We start from the raw sequence: 23,499 nt of genomic DNA, 5'->3' as shown, positions 1-23,499 counted from the left end.
CAGCCCAAAGAATGATTTCGCCCTGAAAATGCCGACCATGGAAAGGATTCATATGCTGCACCTTTAGCTAAAACAGTCTTCAGCTTACCATTCGTGGTTATTTGCAACAGTGCCAATAATCATGCATAATTTCCATGAATTTAAGATGTAGTGATTACTTTAGAACTTAAAAAACCACTATGTCTTAAAAGTGATATATCAAGAAAAATACCATCTATTTACATAAATTTAAAAAATAGATATTGAGGGAATAATCATGACACTTCGATTCAAAGTGGGTGGCGTAGCACTGTTAAGTACTCTATTAATTGCATGCGGCGGCGGTGGAAGCAGTAGTAGCAAGACGCCAGCAACCAACTTGCCAGAAAATTTACCAGAAGCAATTTCACCAGAAGTACCTGATGACTTTGTTCCTTTTACTCAAGATTCAGTACTGGACAACATTAAAGAATTAATTACCGGACAACCCGGCACCAGCGAACTAGCCGATAATTATAATGAAGCTTTAGCACATATGGTGGGTGAAATTTTTGCTGATTATCCACTGGGTCGTACAGGACGTGCTGTGCAGATTTATAATCTTGGAGTAAGCAGTATCAAGATTGGTAATTTAACGTGTGCTGAAGTTACAACAAATGGTAATATCAAGACACTAACCTTAAAGCCGAACAAAGCAACTTGTATTGTTCTGGACAAAACATTTGTAGCAGGTTCTAAAATCACACAAATTAGCGATGGCAATACAACCACTGTTTCTTTTGACAATGTACGCTATGGCCATAACTTGGATTTTAGTTTGAAAGATCAATACTTGATCTCTGGCTCGATTCAATATACGTCTTCTAAATCAGACACAGGTCGAGAGCGTAATTATGATATTTCCAACCTGAGCTTCCAGCGTGTAAAAACAGATACCAATAAATTGCCAGAAGGTGATGTTTATAATGCTGAAAGCCGCGAGTATTTACAATTAAAAGATTATTCCTTTAGTTTAGTCGATGACTTTGGCAGCGATAGTCATGGTATACGAACCTTAAATTCAAAGGGTACTGTGATCGGTCAACCTTTAGACGCCACTTTCAGATATACCTTTAGTTTCGATACAGGTTCTACTCCATTTATCATGAAGGAAACAGTGGCAAATAATTATCATCATTTGCCTGAGCAAGGTAGTGTCAGCATAACGCATCAAAAAGGCTTATTTAACTCGCAGCTAATCACCAGGATTAGCCAAGACTCCCCGCAGTCATTGAAAGCTGGAGTGTATCTCACTAATAAAAAAGTAGATGATATTCTTTGGTCCAATATTATTGGTAAATAATCCAACTCTTGTTTAAGCCGATGATTCCATAATTTGAATTGTCGGCTTATTTTATCAAGTAAATTTGCAGCTTATTTTGATGAGTTAATTGGTAGGCACATAATGATGCATAAATCCCACTCAAAAAGCCTGAAATACTTCTAGATCTGCTTGTCACCAAATTGTATTGACCTTTCCATAGACTGAATAAGGTTTCTATTTTATTACGCTGTTTTAAGTGATATTCAGCTGATTCACAAAGCTGTATAGACTGCATATTTTTTCGGTGATAGGCAATTAAATCAATACCCTGGTCTTTTAATCTATTCTTCAATTCTTGGCTGATGTAGCCACGATCTCCATACAACTTTGCTTCCCTCTCTTTAACCAGTTTTTCAACTATTTTGATGTCAGCAACATACCCACTGGATGAGGCAGAACAAGCGATTTCACCAAATTGATTCATCACAATATATAATTTGCAGCTATAAAACCCATTGAGCTTTTACCACGAGAAGTAATTCTAGCTACTAATTTATAACGTTGAATCCGTTGATTTTTATAGACAGCTAAATTGGTTAAATCAATCTACAAATATTGGCTATGTTGATCTTTCGTTAAAGCTACATGTAAAGCATGCAGGGCCAATTGATATTGATCAGATGGCTCACCCTTTGGTAACAAGGTAAACTTTTAAATAAATGTCTTTATCCTGTTTCAGCCATGAGAAAAATGCTTTGAAATGAAAGTATTTCTACTATATAGCCATAAAGATGATTTCTGAAATACTTAAGTGAGCTGTTCTGACTCTTGAGAACGGCTGGCTTTACTTAAGGAATTGCCAATAAGTTGCTTCAAATTTAAGAAAGAAATCATCAATTAGACAAATAATTCGGTACTATTAAACATTAGGACTAGAGCATAGGTTTGGTGTGGTAACTTAACTGATGGCTCTACTCCTTCTTTTTTCAGGTTAATTTCTTATCCACAATTCGGGTTATTTCTCCTGAAATATTTGGCTCAATTTCAATATATGAGGGTGAGCCACCCTAGGATATATCAGGGCTTAAATTAATTTTTCTAAATGTTGTTTTGCCCAATCATTCAACCCTAATGTTGAAAAAATCACATAACAAACATGATGGTGGACATTTTCAGTACTTTGCTCCTGCCCTTGGATTATCCATTGCCGAATATAAGAAAAAATACCCTCTATCACAATTTTAAAGACATCTTGTGGCAATACAGGTCGAATAATTTGGCTCGGCAGAATAGAAAACCAATACACCAATAAACTCACATAATGTGCTTTAACGACATTTAACTCTGCCACTACGCTCAAAGTACTATAAGGAGCCAAAGCAAAAAAAGCGCTGGCATAAATTTTATTGACTGTAAGTTGTTGTATGAATGCCAATGTCGAGACTTCAAATGCCCGCCGAATGTCTGTTTGATAATCACTATAAGTCTGGACAAGTAATTTTAAGTGTAAAGAGCTGAGCTTTTTAAAACAGTAAAAATAACAGGCTTCTTTGTCGGTAAATAATTTATAAAATGTTGTCCGCGATACACTCGCCTGCTGAATAATATCTTTGACACTGGTCGCAGCATATCCTTTTTGATGAATACACAGAGCCACAGCTTCAATCAAACGTTCTTTTTGTGACTGTAAAACCAGTTCGGGTGGAAGATGATTGGTTCCTCTTGGCAACTTGCGACGAAGTTGGACTGAATTCTCTTCAAATTCTCCGCCTTTCTTTAACCAGTTCTGCTCATACAGATTCAATTCCATCGTATAGATATTCCGTCAAGTTAATCATATTGATTTTATTATTCAAATAGATTGAAACATCGTAATCTAAATTTTCTAAAAAAATTCATTGTACTGTTCATTTTCCCAAAAACATAAAAGTAAAAAATACTTGTCTCTATAAGTACGTTTGTGTTTATATGAAAAATATAGGATTAAACAATTAATATATCGTTTAAAAAAACCTAAAAACAACAAGATATCCAATTATTGATCAGCAACACAAAAAAAATGCTTAAAGCAACATCATGAGGATGTAATGAGATGAGTAAGGAACACTTTATTGATACGGTCAAAGCCGTATCGCCAAACCCCGTTAATGCCGTAACTTATAACAAGTGGAAAATTTTATTGTTATTATTTCTGGCCAACATGTTAAATTTTTTTGACCGCACAATTCCTGCCATCATTATTGAACCACTACGTTTTGAATTTAATCTAAGTGACTTACAACTGGGCTTTGTTGCAGCATCATTTACTTTAGTTTATGCAATTGCAGGACTACCCTTTGGTCGATTAGCCGATAAAGGCTCGCGTAAAAAAATTATCGGATGGGGCTTAATGGCATGGAGTGGTTTCACTGCTCTTAATGCTGCCGCATGGAATTTCGTTTCTTTTTTCTTGGTACGAATGGGGGTCGGAATTGGTGAGGCAAGTTATGCACCTGCAGCCAACTCCCTCATCGGAGATCTGTTTCCTGCCGAAAAGCGCGCTCGTGCCATGGGCATTTTTATGCTGGGATTGCCTCTAGGTTTAATTTTAGCCTTTTTTACAGTCGGTGCAATTGCAGAAGCATTTGACAGTTGGCGTGCACCCTTTATTGTTGCCGCAATACCTGGTTTTTTATTGGCTATTTTCTTCTTCATAATCAAAGAACCACCACGCGGTGCGAGTGAAGGTGAACACTATGTTGCAAAAACCGTTCATCAACCTATTCGTACACTTTTGAAAATTAAAACCCTACGCTGGATTATTTTATCTGGTCTCAGCGTCAATTTTGCAGTCTATGCAGGCAACTCGTTTTTTGTCCCCTTATTTCAGCGTTACTTTGGTTTAAGCCTGACTCAGTCAGCCGTTACCACAGGGTGTATTGTCGGAATTACTGGACTCATTGGTTTAACTGTAGGGGGTGTAATTGCCGATAAAATTCATCAGCGTTTCGCACGTGGTCGCTTGGTATTTGGTGCTATCTGTTTATTAATTTCAGCCATTAATATTGCAATTGCTCTATATCTTGGCAACGACTCCCTTACTGCTGTTGTCATCTTACTCAGCGTAGGTTGGTTGGCTTCATATAACTATTACACGACCGTTTACCCTGCAATTCAGGATGTCGTCGAACCTAATTTACGAGCAACAGCCATGGCGCTTTATTTTGCTTGCATGTATATTTTAGGCGGTGCTTTTGGTCCAATCGTCGTGGGCGCATTGTCTGACCATTTTTCTCAAGCTGCAATGTTGGCGTCAAATACAATGATTATGACTGAACATTTTAAAGCTATAGGTTTACATAGCGCATTATTTGTTATCCCTGTTGCGTTCTTCTTTACAGCAATTTTCATCTATTTGAGTTCACGTACCTTTATCAAAGATGCTCAACGTAGCAATAGCTGAAGTTTATTTAAGATAGATTATTGAATACTTAAACAATGCTTAAAAAAATGCCAATCTTAATGATTGGCATTTTTTAAACTTAAACTTGAGCTGGATCCGTCAACTCGGTCATCGGCCAACGTGGTGTCGTGGTTACAGCCAACCCGTCCTGCTGCCCGGCTTTCAGACGTTGATAACCTGCAAAGGCAATCATTGCACCATTATCGGTACATAAAGCCGGTTCTGCATAGTACACAGTTGCTTTTATTTTCGCCAAGTCAGCCTCTAGGCGTTCACGTAAACGCTTGTTGGCACTGACACCACCCGCAATCACCAGACGTTTTAAACCGGTTTGTTTGAGGGCTTTAACTGATTTTTTTACCAAGGTATCGACAATCGCTTCTTGGAAACTGGCTGCGATATCGGCATCACGATTTTCATCACCTAATTTCTTCATTTGCACAGAAACCGCAGTTTTCAAACCACTGAATGAAAATTCTAAGCCTTGATGCAGCATTGGGCGCGGGAAAGCAAATGCATTCGGATCGCCCTGTTCAGCCAGTTTGGAAATATTCGGACCACCTGGATAGGGCAAGCCCATCATTTTCGCGACTTTATCAAAAGCTTCACCAGCCGCATCATCAATCGACTCGCCAAGGAGCTCATATTGACCAATGCCATAAGCGGCCATCAATTGCGAGTGGCCACCTGACACCAAAAGAGCCACGAACGGAAATTCCGGTGGCGTTGCCGAAAGTAATGGTGCCAGCATATGACCTTCCATATGATGTACACCAATCGCTGGCTTATTCAACGCAAAAGCCAAGGTACGGCCAAACAAAGCACCGGTCATTAACGCACCCATCAGCCCCGGTCCACGGGTATATGCCACTGCATCAATTTCAGATTTTTTCACACCACTCTGTTCAAGCAGCTGATTCATGAGCGGAATTAACTTACGCACATGGTCACGCGAAGCCAGTTCAGGAACTACACCACCATACTCGGCATGCAGTTTAATCTGGCTGTACAGAACCTGGCCGCGTAAACCCAGTTCGCTATCATAAAGCGCGAGTCCTGTCTCATCACACGATGTTTCTAAGCCTAAAACGATCATTAAACTGCCTATAACCTGTATCAAATCAATTGCGACAACTATTATAGACTTGTGATATGAGATGTAAATGAGTAAAATACTGACCTTCACTTGTGATTGAGGGCAATTCAGCCCGAGATCTTACCCTAACTGATATGAGGATTCTTCATGCCACAAGTTAAATTGAAAGAAGGCGAACCAGTAGACGTAGCTATCCGTCGTTTCAAACGTTCATGCGAAAAAGCGGGTGTTCTTGCTGACGTACGTAAGCGTGAATTCTACGAGAAACCAACTCAAGAACGTAAGCGCAAAAAAGCTGCTGCTGTTAAACGCTACCAAAAGAAATTGGCGCGTGAATCAGTACGTACGACTCGCCTTTACTAAGATTAATTTGTGATTGACTGCCTGGACTAAATAAATGACTACTTTAAAAAACCAAATAACTGAAGTTTTGAAAGCAACAATGCGTGCTAAAGAAATGGCTAAGTTAACGGTAATTCGTAGTCTTCAGGCAGCAATTAAGCAAATCGAAGTCGATGAGCGCAAAGAACTTGACGACGCTCAGGTTCTTGCGGTCATTGAAAAGCAAATTAAACAACGTAAAGAATCGATCAAAGCCTTTGAAGGTGCCGGTCGAGAAGATTTAGCTAGTAAGGAACAAGCCGAAGTTGAGGTTCTATCTCAATTTCTACCAGAAGCTATGACTGAGGAAGAACTTGACTCCATCATTGCGCAAGCGATTACAGCGCAAGAAGCTACTAGCATGAAAGATATGGGTAAGGTGATGAATTCTCTGCGTCCGCTCATAGCCGGGCGCGCCGATCCTGCACAAGTTTCAGCTAAAATCAAAGCTAAACTGGCATAATTCCCCGCTTTAAATCTCTATTTGCGTTGAACTGACTTAATTTCTAGCCAGTTCTTAGCAATCCAAATTTCTTTTTTTAATTTTAATAAATCACAAATTACAATTCACATTTTTGCTTTGCAGCAATTGCATCATTTTTGAAGATTTAACCTGATCCACAATATCTTGCCGTGTCAGCTTTTGCAGCTGAAAGTCTAGTGCATCACGATTTTTATCAGTTGCCTGATAAAGCTGATCTACATAACGCCCGACGATCCCACAAAATTCCACCTGTTGTGCTGCGGTTAAATTCTGTTGTTGTGGATTTAAACTGCGCAGAAAATCTCGTGACTGCTGATGATATTCATCACTGATACGCTCTACTGCCCGCGCATAATCCTTAGTAGTGCTCGCTGCATAACTATGTGATATTCCCCAAACCAGAAACAGGCACAACAATGTTCTTTTCATTCATGCTTTCTCATGTGCTTTCATTTGCAACTCAGCATAGTACAAGGCAAACTTGAAATAAAGCACAGAGGTTGATGTAGTTCACAGCTTTAGTAAGTAATTTTTATGAGAAGATTAAATCTTGTATTTTCTTTCCTGCTGCATCTGTTTTAAACGTTGTGAAATACTTGCAGACAATAACTGATTCTTCTTACTAACTCGCTGTGCATGTAGTAAGGATTTAATAGCTGCCTCCTCATTTCCCGTCCAATATTCTACTTCAGAACGGTAACGCAGCACATTAATCGTTTTAATCTCAGATACAGGCTCGGCATTGGTTGCTGACAGCATTAAGCGCCAGGCACTTAAATCACGTGAATTAGCATTCAGGAAACGTTGCACGATCATCTTGGCTTGATCGGTTTGCTTCATACGGATCAATACTTCTGCATATTTATAATTGAGTGCCCGGTTTTCCGGCATAATGGATGCTGCAGAACGCACACTACGCAGAGCTGGCTCCAGCTGATTTTTCCCGAGATAAATATCGGTCTGAAACAGCACCAGCAAAGGATGAATCTGATTATGCTTTTTTGCCTGGTCTAATGCCTGTTGTGCATTATCCTCATCACCTTGTTGCAGATAGTAAGCAGTGAGTGCCAATTGCCCTGCAAAACTGTTTTGTCCTGCTAAAATTTTTAATTGCTGCTCAGTCGTCTGACGGGACAGTACTTTGCTATACCAACGAATAATCTCAAAATTCTGGTCTATCAGCTTTGGTTTAACTTTCGGCATCTGATTGGCGCGTAAACGCGCCTCACTCATACGCTCAGTCGTTAAGGGATGAGTAAACCAGAAATCTGGCAGAAAGCTTAAACGGCTGGTTGAACGATGCATCACCTCAAAGAAATCAGCCATGCTCTGCGGGTTATAGCCCGAAGCATACATATACTGCATACCGATCCGATCTGCTTCACGTTCCTGATTACGACTATAAGAAAGCTGCTGATCCATTAAAGCTGCTTGTGAGCCCATCATTACGGCTGCACCCGCATCGCCATCTGCTTGCGATGCCACTAAGGCTCCGACCAGGATTCCCGCAAGTGCCAATAATCCCTGTCCTTTAAATGCTTCTTGGGATCGACTGTAATGACGTTGTGTGACATGTGCAATTTCATGCGCCATCACACCGGCCACTTCATCCATATTACGCGCTGAATTGAGTAATCCCATATTTAAGGCAAATAAGCCACCAGGCACAGCAAAAGCATTAATCTGGGGATCATTAACCACAACCAGGCCAATTGGTTGCTGTAATTGAGTCTGGCTGAGAATATGTGAAAACACTGAAAATAACTGGTCTTCCATCCAGGGATTTTGCACCACAGGTAATTGTTTCTGTACTTGACGATAAACCTTTTCACCAATCATGCGCTCTTTTTGCTGATCTATCAGCCCAACACCTGCTCCAATTTCTGGAACAGTAAACTGACTAGACTGGGTGTTAAAAGTATCGGAAGCGGTATGCCCTATCACCATACATGCGCTTAATCCACAAGCCAAAACCAAACGTTTCAATGAATAAATCTCTAAGCCTGATTACGAAACCTGCTTGAATATACCATTGAAAAAAGGGCATAAACGCAAGGAAATGTTATTTAATATTATTTAAAATGCGGGTTAACGACATAGCGTGGTACACGTCCTTGCAAAGCATCCACCAGGTTGTGATATGCCAGTTCTGCCATACGCTGACGTGTTTGCGCAGTTGCCGAACCTACGTGCGGCAAGGTAATCACATTATCAAGTTTAAATAGCTCTGATTCTTGCAATGGCTCTTTTTGATAGACATCCAGCCCTGCGGCAAAAATCTGACGATTTTTTAAAGCCTGAATCAGTGCCTGCTCATCGACAACTGAACCACGGGAAATATTCACAAAGACTGCATGCCGCTGCATCAATGCCAGTTCTTCTGCACCAAAAAGTGCTTTGGAATCTGCATTTAAATCCACTGCGACCACCACAAAATCAGAACGCTGTAATAAGGATTTTAAATCACAATATTCTGCATTTAAGCCTTGCGCCAGCTCCAGCTTTTCACGACGGTTATGATAAAGCACATTCATATTAAAGCCATGAAAGCCACGTCGCGCGATTGCTGCGCCAATATGACCTAATCCAATAATTCCTAAAGTCTTGCCAAAAATATCTACCCCGAACTCTGCTTCGCTGGCAGTACGCTGCCACTGTCCTTGCTTGGTCCATTGATCTAAATAAGTTACTTTACGCGCTGCGGCCATGAGTAAAGTAAATGCAAGATCAGCTGTGGTTTCAGTAAGCACGTGCGGTGTATGAGTGAGATAAATTTTCTTTTCATTTAAATATTCAAGATCGTAATTATCGTAGCCAACACTGACACTGGAGATGATTTTTAGTTTAGTCGCAGTTTCCAGATTATTTCGATTGAGCAGTCGTCCTGCGCCAATCATGCCATCTGCATCTTGTGCATGCTGCAAAATCTGTTGATTGACATCACCCAGCTTGGGCTGGATATATACCACATTATATTGTTGTTCGAGTTTGGCTTGAATCTCTGGAGGAATTTGACTAAATACAACAACTTTTTGCTTCATGCTTATTTATTCCATGCTGACAGGCCTATTTTGCATAAACTGCCAGAGTCGCTTTTTAAGGATTGGCCGATCCAGCATCTCCTGCAGGGAGGCCAACTGGGTAATTTTACTGTTTGAAAGATGTGCAACAGTACCAAGAAAAATAATATTTTTATCGTGACTCATGCCATCCAGAAAACCCTGGATATAAGACTCCACGCCGCGTCCATCCTGCACATTATCCCAAGGAAATGGCCAGTTCAGCTCTGCAAACTCACCCAACATTGCACGTTGGATATTCGACCACAGTAATTGCTGATCTTCAGTTAAGCTCGTGGCATCAATGATAATGATACAGTGCGCAAGACCTAATGCCTGCATACTAAAAGGCGCGACCTCAACAATTTCGCGCAGTTCATGCTCCGGTTCTGGCTGCGACTGTATTTCCATTGTTGGCGTTACAACAACTGGTGCAGGCACTTCTACAGGTTCAGATACAACAGAACGTTCAATCACCAAGGTTTCAGCTTTGAGCTCAGGAAGGATGATTTCACTCAGGACTTCAGGTTGTGACTGGTCACGCCAAAGCGCCGGCTGGTGCGATTGACACGGCTCCGCCCGAGGAATCCAGATATCAATTCCCAGTGTCGCCAGTATGTCACGCTGATGCCCTATCATCATGTCTTCATCACCTATTTCAGGCTGAATATTTTAGCGGGAATCCACTTCCTTTGCCGAACTTTTTCGGATTTTTCACTGTACATTACAACTGATTTGTAGCGAATCTGATTTTAGTCGTTCTCTTCGGGTTATTTACATGCAGGTTCAAACATTATTTAAAGATCGTGCGTGAGTTAATAAACACTTTCAAGTCTGGATTAGATAATCATGATGCTGTTCTTTTTCTGCATCTGATCCACAATTTCATCTACTTCAAAACCCAAACGCCAGTACAGTAATTCCATCACGTCGAATTCATCTTGAGTAATGATCCGATCATTCCAGAGACAGATTTCTGCAATGCCCAATATACTCAGTCGATCACGCAGCAACAGGCCAGAAATATCATTCAGAATTTCAGCCAGATCAATCGGCTCATCTGAAATTTCGGTATACATTTCCAGTTCTTTTTGAGTCAGAATACGTTTTAAAATGCGCTCGCGAACATCCAGCTGATTATCACTATTGATCTGCTGTACATGCAGCAATGCATCAATCAGGCGTACGATTTGTGGTTTAACTTCTTCCAGTGCCGTCGGGGTATGTACGGGGAGTAGATTCAGCTCATATTTCACACATTCAAGCAACAAGGCATCTAGCAGACCAATTTCACCATCTTCCTGAATAATCCGTGCCAGTTTCATCACGAATTGTCGTGCTACCGTGGTCGGCATGCCACCAATATTTTTGCAGGCTTGCTGAAAAATCGAGATATGCACACGCCCATCCAGATTTAACAATGAATCTACAATGGCCCGGCTGACTTCAGCATCGGTGGGAATAAATTCCCGATATTGCCGGATCATCAGAATTGCAACCATGACCTCTCGCGAGCCAGTTGCAGTTTGCAATGCGCGTTCAATTAGCTCTGGTCGTGGCGTATTGGCACGATTCTCCGGATTCAGTGGTTTAACTGCATCTTTAATTGCAAAACTGATCGGCGACAGACGTAGTAAAGGCAATGGCTGTGGCGAACTCCAGGAAGCTGCACTTGTGACCGCCATTTCTTCGAGTGACCGAAACAGACTAAATAAAGGCTGATTTTGTAGTTTTTTTAGGTTTTCAAGCTGCAGATCCTGAATCAAGGAAGGATTCATTTCATAGATTCGCTGCTCAATACTGGGATGAATATTCAGCCAGTTCTGCTGACTGAGGGAGTTAGCAAAACACATATGTGAAATCGACTCTGCATATTCACTATGAATCTGTGAACCGGAATGATGCACATAAATCCGCAGCAAAGTCTGTACATTGGCATCATTTTGAATCAGACGACGGGTTTTTTGATCATTCTTAAAAGTCCTGCCACCGAGCGAAATATATTTAATGAAACGGGTAATCAGTACGCCTAAGCTACCAATCAGCCAGATCACCGCACCAATACCAACAAACAGAGTCTCAAACTTGTTTTCTGCCGGCATGCCATTCCGATAGAATCCCCGTTTGGCAATCTTACTGCCCCACTGACTAAAAGTAGTCAGGCTACTGTAGAGAATCTTGAGCCGGGTATTTTCTGCCGCTTCACCAGAAAGAATCTTGTTAAACTCATGGATTAATAAACCATACAGTTCAATTTCATCCAGATTTTGCAATGCCCCCCAAGTCAGAATAATGGCAGTATTTCCCGGGTTAAAACCGGCAGTCAGTGCATTGACTCCAACTTCATCAGGCAAAACATACACCGCAGGAGGCTCAATCAGAAAAGTATCTGCCAATTGTTCAGCAATCTTCAGAGCGACGCTTTCCTCCGGTACGCTTTCAATCAGACTCAGGCGACGTGCACCCATCTGCCGTGCCAAGGAATAACCACCGGCACGAAAGACATAAAATTCATAGAGTACTGACACCACCATGATCGAACCGACCAGAGCAATCAGATAAGGACTTAGCACATGCCAATATATAGATTGAGCAGGATCAAAATAATAGACCAGTAAACCAACGACAGTATTAATAATTGCTATCGTCAATAGCACAGCAATCAGACAGACACTGGCTGGCCATAGCATATTTTTATTCTTGATAAACGCATATCCTACGCTTTTCAATGCTTCACCCTGATCACATTGTTCTAGCTTTGCCCAATCATAAATGAAAAAAGCGGGAAATTCCCGCTTTTTTCATGATTTTAAAGACTTAGACTTCGCGCACGCCAGTCAGGTCTACTGATGCTGCATCGATATTTACATCAATAAACTTGTCACCTTTTTTGGCGCCATCATTACGCTTTTGCTGTAACTGGTCAAGGTATGCTTCATCAATACCACCAGCCACATATACGCCGTCAAATACAGAACAGTCGAATTCACGCAGGTTCGGTACAATCTTGGTACGTACTGCATCTTTCAGATCTTCTAGATCCTGGAAAATCAGACGGTCAGCACCAATAATTTCACGAATTTCCTCAACACTACGTTCAGATGCAATCAGTTCAGATTTGGCTGGCATATCGATACCGTACACGTTTGGATATTTCACCATTGGTGCAGCAGACGCAAAGAATACTTTTTTCGCACCGGAATCACGCGCCATCTGAATGATTTCATTACATGTGGTACCACGAACAATTGAGTCATCGACCAATAGAACGTTTTTACCCTGGAATTCCAGCTCAACCGGGTTCAGCTTCTGACGTACTGATTTTTTACGCAGTTGCTGACCAGGCATAATGAAGGTACGACCGATATAACGGTTCTTCATGAAACCTTCACGGAATTTCACGCCCAGCGTATTTGCCAGTTCAAGCGCAGAAGTACGTGATGTATCTGGAATTGGAATGACCACATCGATATCATGTTCATCCCCCCACTCGCGCAGAATTTTATGGGCCAGTTTCTCACCCATTTTCAGACGGGCTTTATACACTGAAATACCATCAATGATTGCATCTGGACGCGCAAAGTACACATATTCAAAGATACATGGACGGTATTCTGGCTTTGCAGCACATTGCTTGGTAAAGAAGTTCCCTTCAGAGTCAATGAAAACAGCTTCGCCCGGTTCGATATCACGCTCAACTTTAAAGCCCAACGCTGTAATCGCTACAGATTCAGAAGCGATGATATATTCCATACCGTTTTCAGTTTCACGCGAACCATAAATCAACGGACGGATACCATTAGGATCACGGAAACCAACCACTCCTTGACCTGTAATCATGGCAACAACTGCATAGCCACCTTTACAGCGCTCATGCACACGTGTTACCGCATGAAAGATATCTTCAGAGGTCGGCACCAGTTTGCCACGCTTCTGCAATTCGTGCGCAAATACGTTGAGCAGGACTTCTGAATCAGAATCGGTGTTCATATGACGTAAGTCAGTCTTGAACAGGTCATCATGAATTTCTTCAGCATTGGTCAGGTTACCGTTATGTGCCAGCGTAATCCCGTAAGGAGAGTTCACATAAAACGGCTGCGCTTCAGCACTACTTGAGGTACCCGCAGTTGGATAACGCACATGGCCAATACCGTAATTACCTTGTAATGCACGCATATGACGAGTATGGAATACATCACGCACCATACCAACATCTTTACGAAGGAACAGGCGACCTTCATGACAAGTTACAATCCCAGCTGCATCCTGTCCACGATGTTGTAACATCGTTAATGCATCAAACAACATTTGGTTAACAGCTGATTTACCAGCAATACCAACCACTCCACACATAGCAACCTCGCAGACAAGCTAGGATTAATAAAAAGGATTATTAGTAGACTCAGCTGATGATTTGCTTTTTACAGCAGGCTCAGCTGATACATCTGAAGATTTTCTGGAATCTTCCGACTTGATATGTTGTAGGGCTTCGTTTGCAGCATCTTTGGACATCTGGGTCGCCCATGGCGCATAAGGAAGCAAAGTCTGAATCACTTTGGACTGTTTCCAGTGTGGTGAGCTTTCTACCCACGGCCCGATTCCCTGCATGGTGATCAGGACAATCAGCAGCCCTTTCAGGCTGCCAAACACCCCACCTGCAAGACGGTTTAAAGGTCCCAGTTTCAGGGTTTTCATCACACGGTTGAGCAAGAAGGTTACTATCCAGGTCAGAACCACAATCATAAGGACGATGAAAGCAAATGCTGCAATTTTTTGTACTACTGGATCTGTACTGAGAGCAGTCATGGAAGGCGCAAGTAGTGTTGAATATTTCGCTGCTACAATGAGCGCAAAAATCCAGCCAGCTAAGTTCGCAAAGGCTTTAATAAATCCTTGACGCAAACCGTTTAGCCCTCCAATGAGCAGTATAAACAGTAAAAAGATGTCAATGGCAGTCATAGAATTCAGAATGCTTCAACACAGTCTTTTACAAGTGTCGGACCTGTATATATGAGGCCACTATAAACTTGTACAAGGCTGGCACCAGCTTGCTTTTTGGCAGCGGCATCGGCACCCGAAAGAATACCACCCACACCAATCAATGGAATTTGTCCTTGCAACACATCTGCAAAGGCTTTTAAACATGCCGTACTTTTCTCAAAGACCGGCGCGCCCGACAAACCGCCTGCTTCTTCAGCATGCTCCAGACCTTCAACACCTTCACGAGACAAGGTCGTATTGGTCACAATCAAACCATCAATCTTGAATTGCAGCAATTGCTGGGCAATAAATGCAATATCTTCAGCTTCAAGGTCTGGTGCAACCTTCAGAACCAGCGGTACATAATGCTGGTTTTCTTGAGCAAGCTCAAGCTGACGGTTTTTTAGCGTTTCCAGCAGCTCGGTGAGCGCATCACCACTTTGCAGGCTACGCAGGTTTTTTGTGTTGGGAGAGGAAATATTAACAGTAATGTAGGAAGCGTAATTATATACCTTTTCCAGACAAATTAAATAATCATCAACTGCATTTTCAACCGGAGTTACAGCATTCTTGCCGATATTAATCCCCAGAACACCTTTGAATTTTGCAGCTTTAACATTTTCAATCAGTTTGTCCACGCCTTCATTATTAAAACCCATACGGTTAATAATGGCTTTCGCTTTTGGCAGACGGAACAGTCGGGGTTCCGGATTACCGGGCTGAGGACGCGGGGTAATAGTACCGATTTCAATAAAACCAAAGCCTTGACTTGCAAGAGCATCGATATAGGCACCATTTTTGTCCAACCCTGCCGCCAGACCTACCGGATTCGGAAATTCGATTCCCATACAGGTCACTGGTTTAGAAGCAACGTTTTGACGCATCATCCCCATGGCATGGGAGGATTTCAACAGTGATAGTGTCAGCTCATGTGCACGCTCTGGTGCTAAAGAAAACAACAAAGGGCGGGCTAGAGAATACAACATATCCAGAAAAGTCTACTGCTTTTTAAGTCGGCATATTATAGTCACAGCCCGGTAAAAAAACCATGCTTTGCAAATCTTTATTTTTACCGTTTATAGGACAGTCGCTGTTAATTTAATCTGTCCGGCATCACTGATAAGTTCCATTTTTTCAACAGTTAAGCCACTCTGGGCTAGCTGGGTCAGAAAATTAGCCAGTACAGAATAATTTTCATGACTGACATTGAGTAAAATTTTACCTTCCTGCTGCTGGGATGAAACCGACAACCCCTGCTGCTGGGCAGCACGCTGCACTTTTTCTGAGGCATCTAATTGCAGATCGCCTGCTGGCTTCATGGTCGCTGCATTACTCTGCATCCACACTAAAGTATCTTTTAAGGTATTCAGGCGCTTTTGCTGGGTATCCGCAGCTCTGTGCATATAAAATAGTGCCGAACCGACTGCAGCCACGATGACAAAGATTGTGGTAAAGATCACCATGTAGCGTTCACGGGCGCTCAGGCTATCCAGATAATCTGTAATGCGTTCAATGCGCTGGTCCAGCCGGATTTGAATATTATCGAGCATTTTCATTATTGTATTCTCACCGATCCGATCGCACCTGTACCATTGGCCTGTACATTACCCAGTTCGACTTTAAAACCCTGCTGTGTCAGCTGCCGGGTCAAAGTGCTTAATGCATCAGAAGAGTTCGCCTGCAGATCCATATTCAGACTTGAAGTATCATAACTGACCCGCTGCGCAATAATCTGGTTTTGCATTAATACCGGTCCTACCCGACTGATCAGATCAAAAGCCTGAGTATTCGCCACCTGACTTAAACGCATCTGCCCTTCAAACTGGCTTTTGATATTCTGCTCGTTTACAGGATAGTTCTGACCAAACCAGTATTTGAACTGATCAATCGCTTGAGAAGCAGTCTGATTGGCAATCTTTTTATATTGATACCAACGCACAGCATCATAACTAAACTGCAGCACCAAAATACCCAAAAACACAGCAGCACAGGCTTTCCAGTAACCGGAAACCGGTGTATCTGACTTGGCTTTAGGCAAGACATTAAAAGGATGCTGCTTGGCTTTTTTCAGCTGGGAAAGGCTGTACTGGAACGACTCAACCTGATCATGGGTAACAACGGCTTCCAGACTACGCAGCTGAGCGTCATTCAGGTTACTCACCTTGTAATTTACATCTTTAGGCTGATAATCCAGATAAAGACTCAGGTCATCCACCGAATGACCCACATATTCCGATTCGCGAACCAGTAGTCGCCCAGCAAGTTCCGCCAATATACGTTGATTTTCTTCAGGAACAGGCAGGACCAGAAAATCTGGCAATAATGCCGTGACCTTGACCGGAAGAAGGGTCAATACATGCTGCATGGTTTCTACAGTTGAATTGGAAATTCCCAATACACTGAGCTGATCCGGCTGCTGAAAATGATGAAGCACCTTCATCGCATCAACCGGTAGAATGACATATTCCTCCAGCAGATACTTGATCGCCTCCTGCCCCATTTTCTTATATTGGACTTTGGACATGCTCTGCTGCAAAATCTGCACATGACGACTCGGGAAAAAGACCGTTGCCTCTACCCCATGTTGCCCCTGGATTTCCTGAATCAGTTGCTCAAGTGTATCTGCACTTTTCCAGAATTCCCCATCTGACCATTGCCAAACCCCATTGGCTTCTGGCATCCATAAATACAACATCGATTGTGTTCTGCCGTTTTAATAGTTTTTTATACTGTTGGAATAAAGCTTTTTAACTGTGTCGATAAACCTGCTGCAATCACTGCCTGATCATAAATGCGAGCTTCTGACAAATGAAAAGGATGGAAAGACTCCTCTGTCAGAATGGAAGCAATATGTGCCACCACATTCATATGGCAGACCACGACAATTGATTCATACGGTAACTGAGACAACCACTCCACAGCCACTTTGGCATCATCATCCGGCTTAATGGTATTACAGATCACCACTGGTACATCTTTATAGAAAGCCTGCAAATGTGCCAGAGTTTCCTGAGCACGAAGCAAAGGACTCACTACAAAGACTTCAGGTTTAACTATGTCTTTCAGGTATTGAGCAGTCTGTTCTGCCTGTAGATGTCCACGTTCGGTCAAAGGACGCTTGGTGTCGTTACCACTTACCGGTGGAGCTGCTTCGCCATGACGCACGAGTGTCAGTTGCATACCATTTCCCTATTCATTCATTCAAGCTGCTGATCAGGTCATAATATGAGACTGATCATACAGTTCCATCACTTATAAATCAGACTTGATGATGTGGCAAGACAAATTCCACATCACTGCGATGACCATTTTTCATTAAAGACACTGCAATACTCATCGGCGGTGCACCTTCAAAGATCACAGCATACAAGGCACAGGTAATTGGCATGTATACATCCAGTTTTTCTGAACGTGCTTTTACCTGTACAATAGTATTAATCCCTTCCGCCGTCTGACCCAGTTCAGTAGTTGCCTGTTCCAGAGTTTTACCTTTACCCAGCGCATAACCAACCTGATAGTTTCGGCTTAACGGACTATTACAGGTAGCGAATAAATCCCCTACACCCGACAGCCCCAGGAAGGTTAATGGATTCGCACCAAGCTTCACCGCAAAACGGCTCATTTCTGCCAAGGCACGAGTCAGAATCATACTCTTGGTATTTTCACCGACGTTATAGGCGGCTGCCATACCCATTGCGACTGCATAAATATTTTTCAGCGCACCACCAAGCTCTACACCATGCACATCATCGCTGGCAAAAACACGGAATAAAGCACTGTGCAAAGCTTGCTGTACTGCATAACGCACCAGTTCAGAATCACTTGCAATCACAGTGCCTGCTGGCTGGCCCGCCACAATTTCCTTCGCCAGGTTCGGGCCTGAAAGTACACCATATGGCACTTCAGGTAATTCTTCCCGAATGATATCACTCATAAAACTAAAGGTTTTCGCTTCAATACCTTTGGTCAGTGAAATCACGGCCTGAGAGCTAATAAAAGGCTTAATCTGCTTCAGTACATCACGGAAGGAATGGCTTGGAATTGCCACCAGAATAATGTCACGATCACGTACTGCTTTTTCTAAGTCTGAAACTGCCAGCAATGCAGGCTCGAGCTGAAAATCTGGCAGATAACGCTTGTTCATATGCGTGGCATTAATATCCGCAGCCGTGGCTTCATCACGAATCCAGATCATGGTGTCACAGCCATTGCGTACTGCAGTATTTGCCATCGCTGTACCAAAACTGCCACCACCCAACACTGTAATTCGCAACGCAGTCTTACGATCAATTTCTACAGGTTCAACCAGATCTGAAAATTTTAATTCTGACATGTGTTTCTAATATCCTTATCTAGCCAAATTAACGTGATGGATTCCACTGGCTGACAAATGCTTCTGTATGGATTTCTGCACGTGGCGCAATAGTTTTTGCCGCCGTTCCAATATAAATGATGCCTGAAACCAGATCATCACCTGAAATTCCTAAAGCCTGTTTAAAGTATAACGATTCTACTACAGCGCCACTACGCCACATGGTCGAAAAACCTTGAGCTTGCAGGGACAATAAGAAATTCTGAATTGCGGCACCAGAGCTCAGAATCTGCTCAAAATGCGGCACCTTGGAATGATCTTTTAAACGGGTCAAAGCCAGAACCAGTAAAGGTGCACGGAAAGGATGATGTTTTACCCGCTCAATCTGAGCAGCTTCAGTTTGACCCAGATCGATTAATGCCTGAGACAATAACTCACCAAAAGCTTCACGCTTATCATCTGGAATAACTACAAATTCAGTAGGTTTTAAACGGTGGTGATCTGGTGCAGTCAGTGCAGCCTGAAAAGCCATTTCCAGCTGTTCAGCATTGGGTGCCGGGGCAATCAGCTGACCAATAGATTGACGTTGATGAATATTCTGATGAACGATTTCGATCGTTGATTCGGTCATTGCCTTGTATTTCTATACTTAAAAACTGTATTCAAGATTAGCATATTCATCTTGGGATTCTCTATATCCTTCATTTTTATTCTTCGTGCTCAGATATCTTTAGCTACTGTTTTCGTTTCTGATAAAACTCATTAAACAGCGTTTTGATAATGACATGGCTAATACTGAAAATTTCCAAACTTATACATGCTGTACAAATTCTAAAGATTATTATGTGATTAATTATACGATTATCTGATCTTGACGGGTTTTTAGACATGAAAAAAATATTAACAATGGGTGCAGCTATTGCCACTGCACTCGCTCTGACTGCGTGTAGTACTAATCCAACCAACACAACTGCAATCCGCAAAGAAAATAATCAATTTGAAGTCACCGGATTAGGTAAGACCCAAGTCATTGCCAAAAATAATGCCGTGAACGCCGCCTCTAAAACTTGTGGTTCACGATCAACAGCTATTATTGTAGATGAACAGTCTACCTATGATGGCGCATTGAAAGGCGTGGTAGATGAGCAGACTGGGCAGATTATTCAGGCTGCTGCCACAGTACTTGGTAATATTGCGGGTACAGGCAATAGCATCAATTCAGATGATGACTACCAAACTACCCTGACTTTCCGCTGCCAGTCTAACTAAAGTCTTTTTAGCTAGCTAAAAAAACCGCCCAATGAGCGGTTTTTTTACGAACTGGAAATTAGCAATAACCTTCCAGGCGGGTCAATGGTAATTTTTGACCAATCGCTTTTTCAATTTCTGGAAGATAGAACGCATCGTCTTCCGACAGGAAACTGATACTGACACCACGAGTCCCGGCCCGTCCAGTACGACCAATACGGTGTACATAATCATCAGACTGTTCTGGCAGGGTAAAGTTTACTACATGCGATACACCATCTACATGAATACCACGACCTGCTACATCAGTTGCGATCATGATATTGTGTTTTCCATTTTTAAACTGGTCCAGCATTTTTAAGCGCTTGTCTTGGGCAATTTCACCAGACAGCATCACCACTTTATAGTTGTCACGTTTCAGATGATCATAGAGTTTACGCACCTGATCACGACGGTTGGCAAAAATCATGACCTTCTCAATCGGTTCATCACGTAAAATGTCTTGTAGCAGTTTATATTTATCTGCCTTGGCAACCATATATACACGTTGTTCAACGTCCGCATTGGTTTTCTTTTCTGGCTCAATTTCAACCGTTACGGGTTCAAATAACCACTGTTGTGCCAGATTCAATACGTCATAGCTAAAAGTTGCTGAGAACATCAGAGTCTGGCGCTGTTCCTTGCGTGGCGAGAAACGTACGATACGTTTCACTGAAGGGATAAAGCCCATATCCAGCAGGCGGTCTGCTTCATCAATCACCAGCAATTCAATCTGATCTAACCAAACTTCTTTTTGTTCAACAAAGTCAATCAAGCGACCTGGAGTAGCAACCATGATGTCCACAGGTGCCTTATCGAGCTGTGCTTTTTGCTTGTCAAAATCTACTCCACCAAGCAGCGTCACGACACTCAGGTCAGTAAACTTGGTCAGCTCATGCGCGTCACTTTCAATTTGTAGTGCAAGTTCACGAGTCGGTGCCAGAATCAGTGCACGTGGCTCACCACGGTAACGCTGTTCCTGAACAGGATTATTCAATAGATCATTAATGATACTCACCAGGAAGGCTGCTGTTTTGCCCGTACCCGTTTGCGCACGACCAATTGCATCATGACCTGCCAATGTGAATTTTAAAACCTTCTCCTGAATAGGCGTCATAGAAGAAAAGCCTAAAGCATCAATCGCTTGTTTTAGATTAGGATGTAAATTTAAGGTTTCAAAACCAGATGACATAAAGCGGTGCTCTAACTAGATAATCACTAAGATACAGACAGTATAAACAAAAAACGCCCCAATTTATATTGGGGCGTTTTATTAGCTTAATCCGAAGATTAGTCTAATGGTTGAACTTCTTCAGCCTGGAAGCCTTTTTGGCCTTTTACAACACTGAATTCAACACGTTGGCCATCACGAAGTGAACGGTGACCATCACCTTGGATTGCACGGAAATGAACGAATACGTCATCACCACCATTACGTTGAATAAAGCCGAAGCCTTTAGTATCGTTAAACCACTTAACTACGCCTTGTTCGCGAGCAGCTGTCATAAGTTAATCCTCATTGTACCGAAAAGAAGGACCACCCGGTGTTGCAAACAGCAGAGCAAACAAGTTTGAAAATATTATTTTTAAGCTTGTAATCATTCTGTAAAACTATTAACAAAATCCCGGTTACATCCATTTATTTGCAGGACGAAAAACAATCAATTTGTTTATCTAAAATCCCACTAACTCATCGAGCTTAACATGGGTTTATAACAATTAATAGCCTTTTTTTAGGTTTGTTCTAATTGATTTCGCTATTTTTTTCAGAAATTTGCATAAGGTTTTTTTAATTATTATTTCGTTTATATTTTTTTAAAAAAGTTGGGATTTGGCATCCTATTTGCTAATATTTAGACCCCTTTTAAAATCGAATGAATATTACGGAAATGATTGACAACGCAGATCTGATTCGCACCGTCGATGCCATGGGTAAACCCTGTCCTATGCCGCTATTGATGTTAAAACGTGCCCTGAAAAGCCATCCCGGCGAAACCTTTCTGCTGAAATCATCAGATCCACACAGCCAGATTGATGTTTCGCGTTACTGTGAGTTAAATCAGCTGAAGTATAATATGCAACAAATTTCCGACGTGGAGTTTCACTACATAATTGAATCTTAAAAATTTTCAATTAAACTATTTATCTCCACATTCGTATAAAAGTTTACATATCTCTACCCAAATATCCATCATTTGACTGGAGATTGGATTAACATAAATCTTAGATTTGGGAATGATCCCGTTATTCCTCAAGGAGAACACATGAGTGACAGCAGCAATCAATTGATGCCCCTGTCATTATCGGCGCCAGGTGTCAATCTCGGTGCTTATATTAGTACTGTCAATCAGATTCCTATTTTAACTGCCGAACAAGAAAAAGAGTTGGCAGACCGATATTTCTATGACCAGGATCTGGACGCAGCAAAAATGCTGGTGATGTCCCACCTGCGTTTTGTAGTCCATATTGCACGTAGTTATGCAGGTTATGGCCTGCCTCAAGGTGACCTGATTCAGGAAGGTAACCTTGGCTTAATGAAAGCGGTTAAACGCTTTGATCCGAATATGGGTGTTCGTCTTGTTTCCTTTGCCGTGCACTGGATTAAGGCTGAAATCCACGAATATGTAATCCGTAACTGGCGTATTGTCAAAATTGCGACAACTAAAGCTCAGCGCAAACTGTTCTTTAATCTGCGTAGTCTGAAAAAGTCATCTAAAAAGCTGACCTTAGATGAGGCTCGATCAATTGCCAATGACCTGAATGTGACCCCCGAACAGGTTCTGGAAATGGAAGGTCGATTGACTGCCTATGATGCAGCATTTGAAGCTTCAGGTGATGATGACGATGAAGGTTCAGGTCATGTCGCTCCAGCGCTATATCTGGAAGATAACCGTTATGATCCGGCACGTCTGATTGAAAATGAAGACTATGAAGAACAAAGTACAGCTGCCCTGCACGATGCCATGGAACAACTGGATGACCGTTCACGTAACATCTTGCAGCGTCGCTGGCTGGATGATGAAAAATCTACCCTGCATGAGCTTGCCGCAGAATATAATGTTTCTGCAGAACGTATTCGTCAGCTTGAAAAGAATGCCATGGAAAAAATTAAAGTTGCGATGTCTTCCAACTAGGTTCCATATCTTATATAGAAAAGCCTTCAGATCTGAAGGCTT

Annotated in this window: 24 protein-coding genes and 1 pseudogene; 7 read left to right on the top strand and 18 right to left on the bottom strand. The window is 42.1% G+C overall.

The window, feature by feature from the left end; genetic code table 11:
* Positions 1-256: 256 nt before the first annotated feature.
* Positions 257-1,321, top strand: a complete 1,065-nt coding sequence (locus tag ACTJIX_RS08045) for a hypothetical protein (protein WP_440611337.1) — start codon at positions 257-259, stop codon at positions 1,319-1,321.
* Between the two features lie 12 nt (positions 1,322-1,333).
* On the opposite strand, the pseudogene ACTJIX_RS08040 reads toward ACTJIX_RS08045, so the two are convergent.
* Both ACTJIX_RS08040 and ACTJIX_RS08035 read right to left on the bottom strand, forming a co-directional pair.
* Positions 1,334-2,209 (bottom strand): annotated as a pseudogene (locus tag ACTJIX_RS08040) (IS982 family transposase).
* Between the two features lie 157 nt (positions 2,210-2,366).
* Positions 2,367-3,092 carry a TetR/AcrR family transcriptional regulator gene (locus ACTJIX_RS08035; protein WP_440611336.1) on the bottom strand — a complete coding sequence of 242 codons (726 nt, stop codon included), beginning with the start codon at positions 3,090-3,092 and terminating at the stop codon, positions 2,367-2,369.
* Positions 3,093-3,374: 282 nt separating this feature from the next.
* On the opposite strand from ACTJIX_RS08035, the gene ACTJIX_RS08030 reads away from it, so the two are divergent.
* On the top strand, positions 3,375-4,724 hold the full coding sequence (locus ACTJIX_RS08030; protein WP_440611335.1) for a spinster family MFS transporter: 1,350 nt from the start codon (positions 3,375-3,377) through the stop codon (positions 4,722-4,724).
* Between the two features lie 79 nt (positions 4,725-4,803).
* Here the strand turns inward: ACTJIX_RS08030 and tsaD are convergent, their stop codons facing one another.
* On the bottom strand, positions 4,804-5,820 hold the full coding sequence (tsaD, locus tag ACTJIX_RS08025; RefSeq protein ID WP_163171527.1) for a tRNA (adenosine(37)-N6)-threonylcarbamoyltransferase complex transferase subunit TsaD: 1,017 nt from the start codon (positions 5,818-5,820) through the stop codon (positions 4,804-4,806).
* A gap of 147 nt (positions 5,821-5,967) precedes the next feature.
* Here tsaD and rpsU point away from each other — a divergent pair, with 147 nt between their 5' ends.
* A complete protein-coding gene (rpsU, locus tag ACTJIX_RS08020) occupies positions 5,968-6,183 on the top strand; it encodes a 30S ribosomal protein S21 (RefSeq protein ID WP_001136722.1) in 216 nt (71 codons plus the stop codon).
* Positions 6,184-6,217: 34 nt separating this feature from the next.
* Positions 6,218-6,664 (top strand): GatB/YqeY domain-containing protein, encoded by a 447-nt coding sequence (locus ACTJIX_RS08015; protein WP_004812350.1) that lies wholly within the window; start codon positions 6,218-6,220, stop codon positions 6,662-6,664.
* 90 nt (positions 6,665-6,754) lie between these two features.
* Here ACTJIX_RS08015 and ACTJIX_RS08010 read toward each other — a convergent pair whose 3' ends face one another.
* The 13 genes from ACTJIX_RS08010 to ACTJIX_RS07950 all read right to left on the bottom strand — a co-directional run bounded on the left by ACTJIX_RS08010 (position 6,755) and on the right by ACTJIX_RS07950 (position 19,667).
* Complete coding sequence (locus ACTJIX_RS08010; protein ID WP_440611334.1) at positions 6,755-7,114, bottom strand: hypothetical protein; 360 nt, start codon at positions 7,112-7,114, stop codon at positions 6,755-6,757.
* Positions 7,115-7,228: 114 nt separating this feature from the next.
* Entirely contained in the window at positions 7,229-8,671 is a 1,443-nt protein-coding gene (locus tag ACTJIX_RS08005; protein WP_205682673.1) for a M48 family metalloprotease, read from the bottom strand.
* An 86-nt stretch (positions 8,672-8,757) separates the two neighbouring features.
* Complete coding sequence (locus ACTJIX_RS08000) at positions 8,758-9,726, bottom strand: 2-hydroxyacid dehydrogenase (RefSeq protein WP_111810434.1); 969 nt, start codon at positions 9,724-9,726, stop codon at positions 8,758-8,760.
* Between the two features lie 6 nt (positions 9,727-9,732).
* On the bottom strand, positions 9,733-10,383 hold the full coding sequence (locus ACTJIX_RS07995; protein ID WP_440611340.1) for a hypothetical protein: 651 nt from the start codon (positions 10,381-10,383) through the stop codon (positions 9,733-9,735).
* Positions 10,384-10,583: 200 nt separating this feature from the next.
* A complete protein-coding gene (locus ACTJIX_RS07990; RefSeq protein WP_440611333.1) occupies positions 10,584-12,473 on the bottom strand; it encodes a peptidase M48 in 1,890 nt (629 codons plus the stop codon).
* A gap of 88 nt (positions 12,474-12,561) precedes the next feature.
* Complete coding sequence (gene purF / locus ACTJIX_RS07985; protein WP_004812339.1) at positions 12,562-14,097, bottom strand: amidophosphoribosyltransferase; 1,536 nt, start codon at positions 14,095-14,097, stop codon at positions 12,562-12,564.
* Between the two features lie 24 nt (positions 14,098-14,121).
* Entirely contained in the window at positions 14,122-14,703 is a 582-nt protein-coding gene (locus tag ACTJIX_RS07980; RefSeq protein ID WP_004812336.1) for a CvpA family protein, read from the bottom strand.
* Between the two features lie 5 nt (positions 14,704-14,708).
* Entirely contained in the window at positions 14,709-15,710 is a 1,002-nt protein-coding gene (locus tag ACTJIX_RS07975; protein ID WP_004812335.1) for a quinone-dependent dihydroorotate dehydrogenase, read from the bottom strand.
* 90 nt (positions 15,711-15,800) lie between these two features.
* A complete protein-coding gene (gene gspM, locus ACTJIX_RS07970; RefSeq protein ID WP_004812331.1) occupies positions 15,801-16,280 on the bottom strand; it encodes a type II secretion system protein GspM in 480 nt (159 codons plus the stop codon).
* Complete coding sequence (gspL, locus tag ACTJIX_RS07965) at positions 16,280-17,419, bottom strand: type II secretion system protein GspL (RefSeq protein ID WP_262478796.1); 1,140 nt, start codon at positions 17,417-17,419, stop codon at positions 16,280-16,282. Before gspL ends, gspM begins: the two co-directional genes overlap by 1 nt.
* Positions 17,420-17,448: 29 nt before the next feature.
* The gene (locus tag ACTJIX_RS07960; protein ID WP_262478797.1) at positions 17,449-17,904 is read right to left on the bottom strand and encodes a SixA phosphatase family protein; all 456 of its coding nucleotides are present in this window, start codon (positions 17,902-17,904) and stop codon (positions 17,449-17,451) included.
* A gap of 79 nt (positions 17,905-17,983) precedes the next feature.
* Entirely contained in the window at positions 17,984-19,057 is a 1,074-nt protein-coding gene (locus tag ACTJIX_RS07955) for an NAD(P)H-dependent glycerol-3-phosphate dehydrogenase (protein ID WP_163168327.1), read from the bottom strand.
* Between the two features lie 28 nt (positions 19,058-19,085).
* Positions 19,086-19,667: a nitroreductase family protein gene (locus ACTJIX_RS07950; protein WP_262478798.1), complete on the bottom strand. Its 582-nt coding sequence runs from the start codon at positions 19,665-19,667 to the stop codon at positions 19,086-19,088.
* Between the two features lie 257 nt (positions 19,668-19,924).
* Between ACTJIX_RS07950 and ACTJIX_RS07945 the strand changes: the two genes are divergently transcribed.
* Positions 19,925-20,305 carry a hypothetical protein gene (locus ACTJIX_RS07945; protein ID WP_262478799.1) on the top strand — a complete coding sequence of 127 codons (381 nt, stop codon included), beginning with the start codon at positions 19,925-19,927 and terminating at the stop codon, positions 20,303-20,305.
* Between the two features lie 58 nt (positions 20,306-20,363).
* Here ACTJIX_RS07945 and rhlB read toward each other — a convergent pair whose 3' ends face one another.
* Positions 20,364-21,515, bottom strand: coding sequence for an ATP-dependent RNA helicase RhlB (gene rhlB, locus ACTJIX_RS07940; protein WP_262478800.1), 1,152 nt, complete (start codon positions 21,513-21,515; stop codon positions 20,364-20,366).
* Positions 21,516-21,613: 98 nt separating this feature from the next.
* Positions 21,614-21,829 carry a cold-shock protein gene (locus tag ACTJIX_RS07935; protein WP_004280099.1) on the bottom strand — a complete coding sequence of 72 codons (216 nt, stop codon included), beginning with the start codon at positions 21,827-21,829 and terminating at the stop codon, positions 21,614-21,616.
* Positions 21,830-22,212: 383 nt separating this feature from the next.
* Between ACTJIX_RS07935 and ACTJIX_RS07930 the strand changes: the two genes are divergently transcribed.
* Both ACTJIX_RS07930 and rpoH read left to right on the top strand, forming a co-directional pair.
* Positions 22,213-22,446 carry a sulfurtransferase TusA family protein gene (locus ACTJIX_RS07930; protein WP_262478806.1) on the top strand — a complete coding sequence of 78 codons (234 nt, stop codon included), beginning with the start codon at positions 22,213-22,215 and terminating at the stop codon, positions 22,444-22,446.
* 141 nt (positions 22,447-22,587) lie between these two features.
* Complete coding sequence (gene rpoH / locus ACTJIX_RS07925) at positions 22,588-23,457, top strand: RNA polymerase sigma factor RpoH (protein ID WP_004894167.1); 870 nt, start codon at positions 22,588-22,590, stop codon at positions 23,455-23,457.
* The last annotated feature ends 42 nt before the right edge of the window (positions 23,458-23,499 follow it).

This window comes from Acinetobacter sp. 22323, from assembly GCF_052044895.1.
Lineage (GTDB): Bacteria > Pseudomonadota > Gammaproteobacteria > Pseudomonadales > Moraxellaceae > Acinetobacter > Acinetobacter schindleri.
This window is presented reverse-complemented; position numbering and strand designations above follow the sequence as displayed.

Excerpts from the sequence above, each read along its gene's own strand:
- ACTJIX_RS07945 (WP_262478799.1), top strand. The coding sequence starts at position 19,925 with ATGAAAAAAATATTAACAATGGGTGCAGCTATTGCCACTGCACTCGCT.
- ACTJIX_RS08045 (WP_440611337.1), top strand. The coding sequence starts at position 257 with ATGACACTTCGATTCAAAGTGGGTGGCGTAGCACTGTTAAGTACTCTA.
- ACTJIX_RS08035 (WP_440611336.1), bottom strand. The coding sequence starts at position 3,092 with ATGGAATTGAATCTGTATGAGCAGAACTGGTTAAAGAAAGGCGGAGAA.
- ACTJIX_RS08015 (WP_004812350.1), top strand. The coding sequence starts at position 6,218 with ATGACTACTTTAAAAAACCAAATAACTGAAGTTTTGAAAGCAACAATG.
- tsaD (WP_163171527.1), bottom strand. The coding sequence starts at position 5,820 with ATGATCGTTTTAGGCTTAGAAACATCGTGTGATGAGACAGGACTCGCG.
- ACTJIX_RS07975 (WP_004812335.1), bottom strand. The coding sequence starts at position 15,710 with ATGTTGTATTCTCTAGCCCGCCCTTTGTTGTTTTCTTTAGCACCAGAG.
- ACTJIX_RS07960 (WP_262478797.1), bottom strand. The coding sequence starts at position 17,904 with ATGCAACTGACACTCGTGCGTCATGGCGAAGCAGCTCCACCGGTAAGT.
- gspM (WP_004812331.1), bottom strand. The coding sequence starts at position 16,280 with ATGAAAATGCTCGATAATATTCAAATCCGGCTGGACCAGCGCATTGAA.
- ACTJIX_RS07935 (WP_004280099.1), bottom strand. The coding sequence starts at position 21,829 with ATGACAGCTGCTCGCGAACAAGGCGTAGTTAAGTGGTTTAACGATACT.
- ACTJIX_RS08030 (WP_440611335.1), top strand. The coding sequence starts at position 3,375 with ATGAGTAAGGAACACTTTATTGATACGGTCAAAGCCGTATCGCCAAAC.
- ACTJIX_RS08000 (WP_111810434.1), bottom strand. The coding sequence starts at position 9,726 with ATGAAGCAAAAAGTTGTTGTATTTAGTCAAATTCCTCCAGAGATTCAA.
- ACTJIX_RS07950 (WP_262478798.1), bottom strand. The coding sequence starts at position 19,667 with ATGACCGAATCAACGATCGAAATCGTTCATCAGAATATTCATCAACGT.
- rpsU (WP_001136722.1), top strand. The coding sequence starts at position 5,968 with ATGCCACAAGTTAAATTGAAAGAAGGCGAACCAGTAGACGTAGCTATC.
- rpoH (WP_004894167.1), top strand. The coding sequence starts at position 22,588 with ATGAGTGACAGCAGCAATCAATTGATGCCCCTGTCATTATCGGCGCCA.
- gspL (WP_262478796.1), bottom strand. The coding sequence starts at position 17,419 with ATGTTGTATTTATGGATGCCAGAAGCCAATGGGGTTTGGCAATGGTCA.
- ACTJIX_RS07930 (WP_262478806.1), top strand. The coding sequence starts at position 22,213 with ATGATTGACAACGCAGATCTGATTCGCACCGTCGATGCCATGGGTAAA.
- ACTJIX_RS08010 (WP_440611334.1), bottom strand. The coding sequence starts at position 7,114 with ATGAAAAGAACATTGTTGTGCCTGTTTCTGGTTTGGGGAATATCACAT.
- purF (WP_004812339.1), bottom strand. The coding sequence starts at position 14,097 with ATGTGTGGAGTGGTTGGTATTGCTGGTAAATCAGCTGTTAACCAAATG.
- ACTJIX_RS07955 (WP_163168327.1), bottom strand. The coding sequence starts at position 19,057 with ATGTCAGAATTAAAATTTTCAGATCTGGTTGAACCTGTAGAAATTGAT.
- rhlB (WP_262478800.1), bottom strand. The coding sequence starts at position 21,515 with ATGTCATCTGGTTTTGAAACCTTAAATTTACATCCTAATCTAAAACAA.
- ACTJIX_RS07980 (WP_004812336.1), bottom strand. The coding sequence starts at position 14,703 with ATGACTGCCATTGACATCTTTTTACTGTTTATACTGCTCATTGGAGGG.
- ACTJIX_RS07995 (WP_440611340.1), bottom strand. The coding sequence starts at position 10,383 with ATGATAGGGCATCAGCGTGACATACTGGCGACACTGGGAATTGATATC.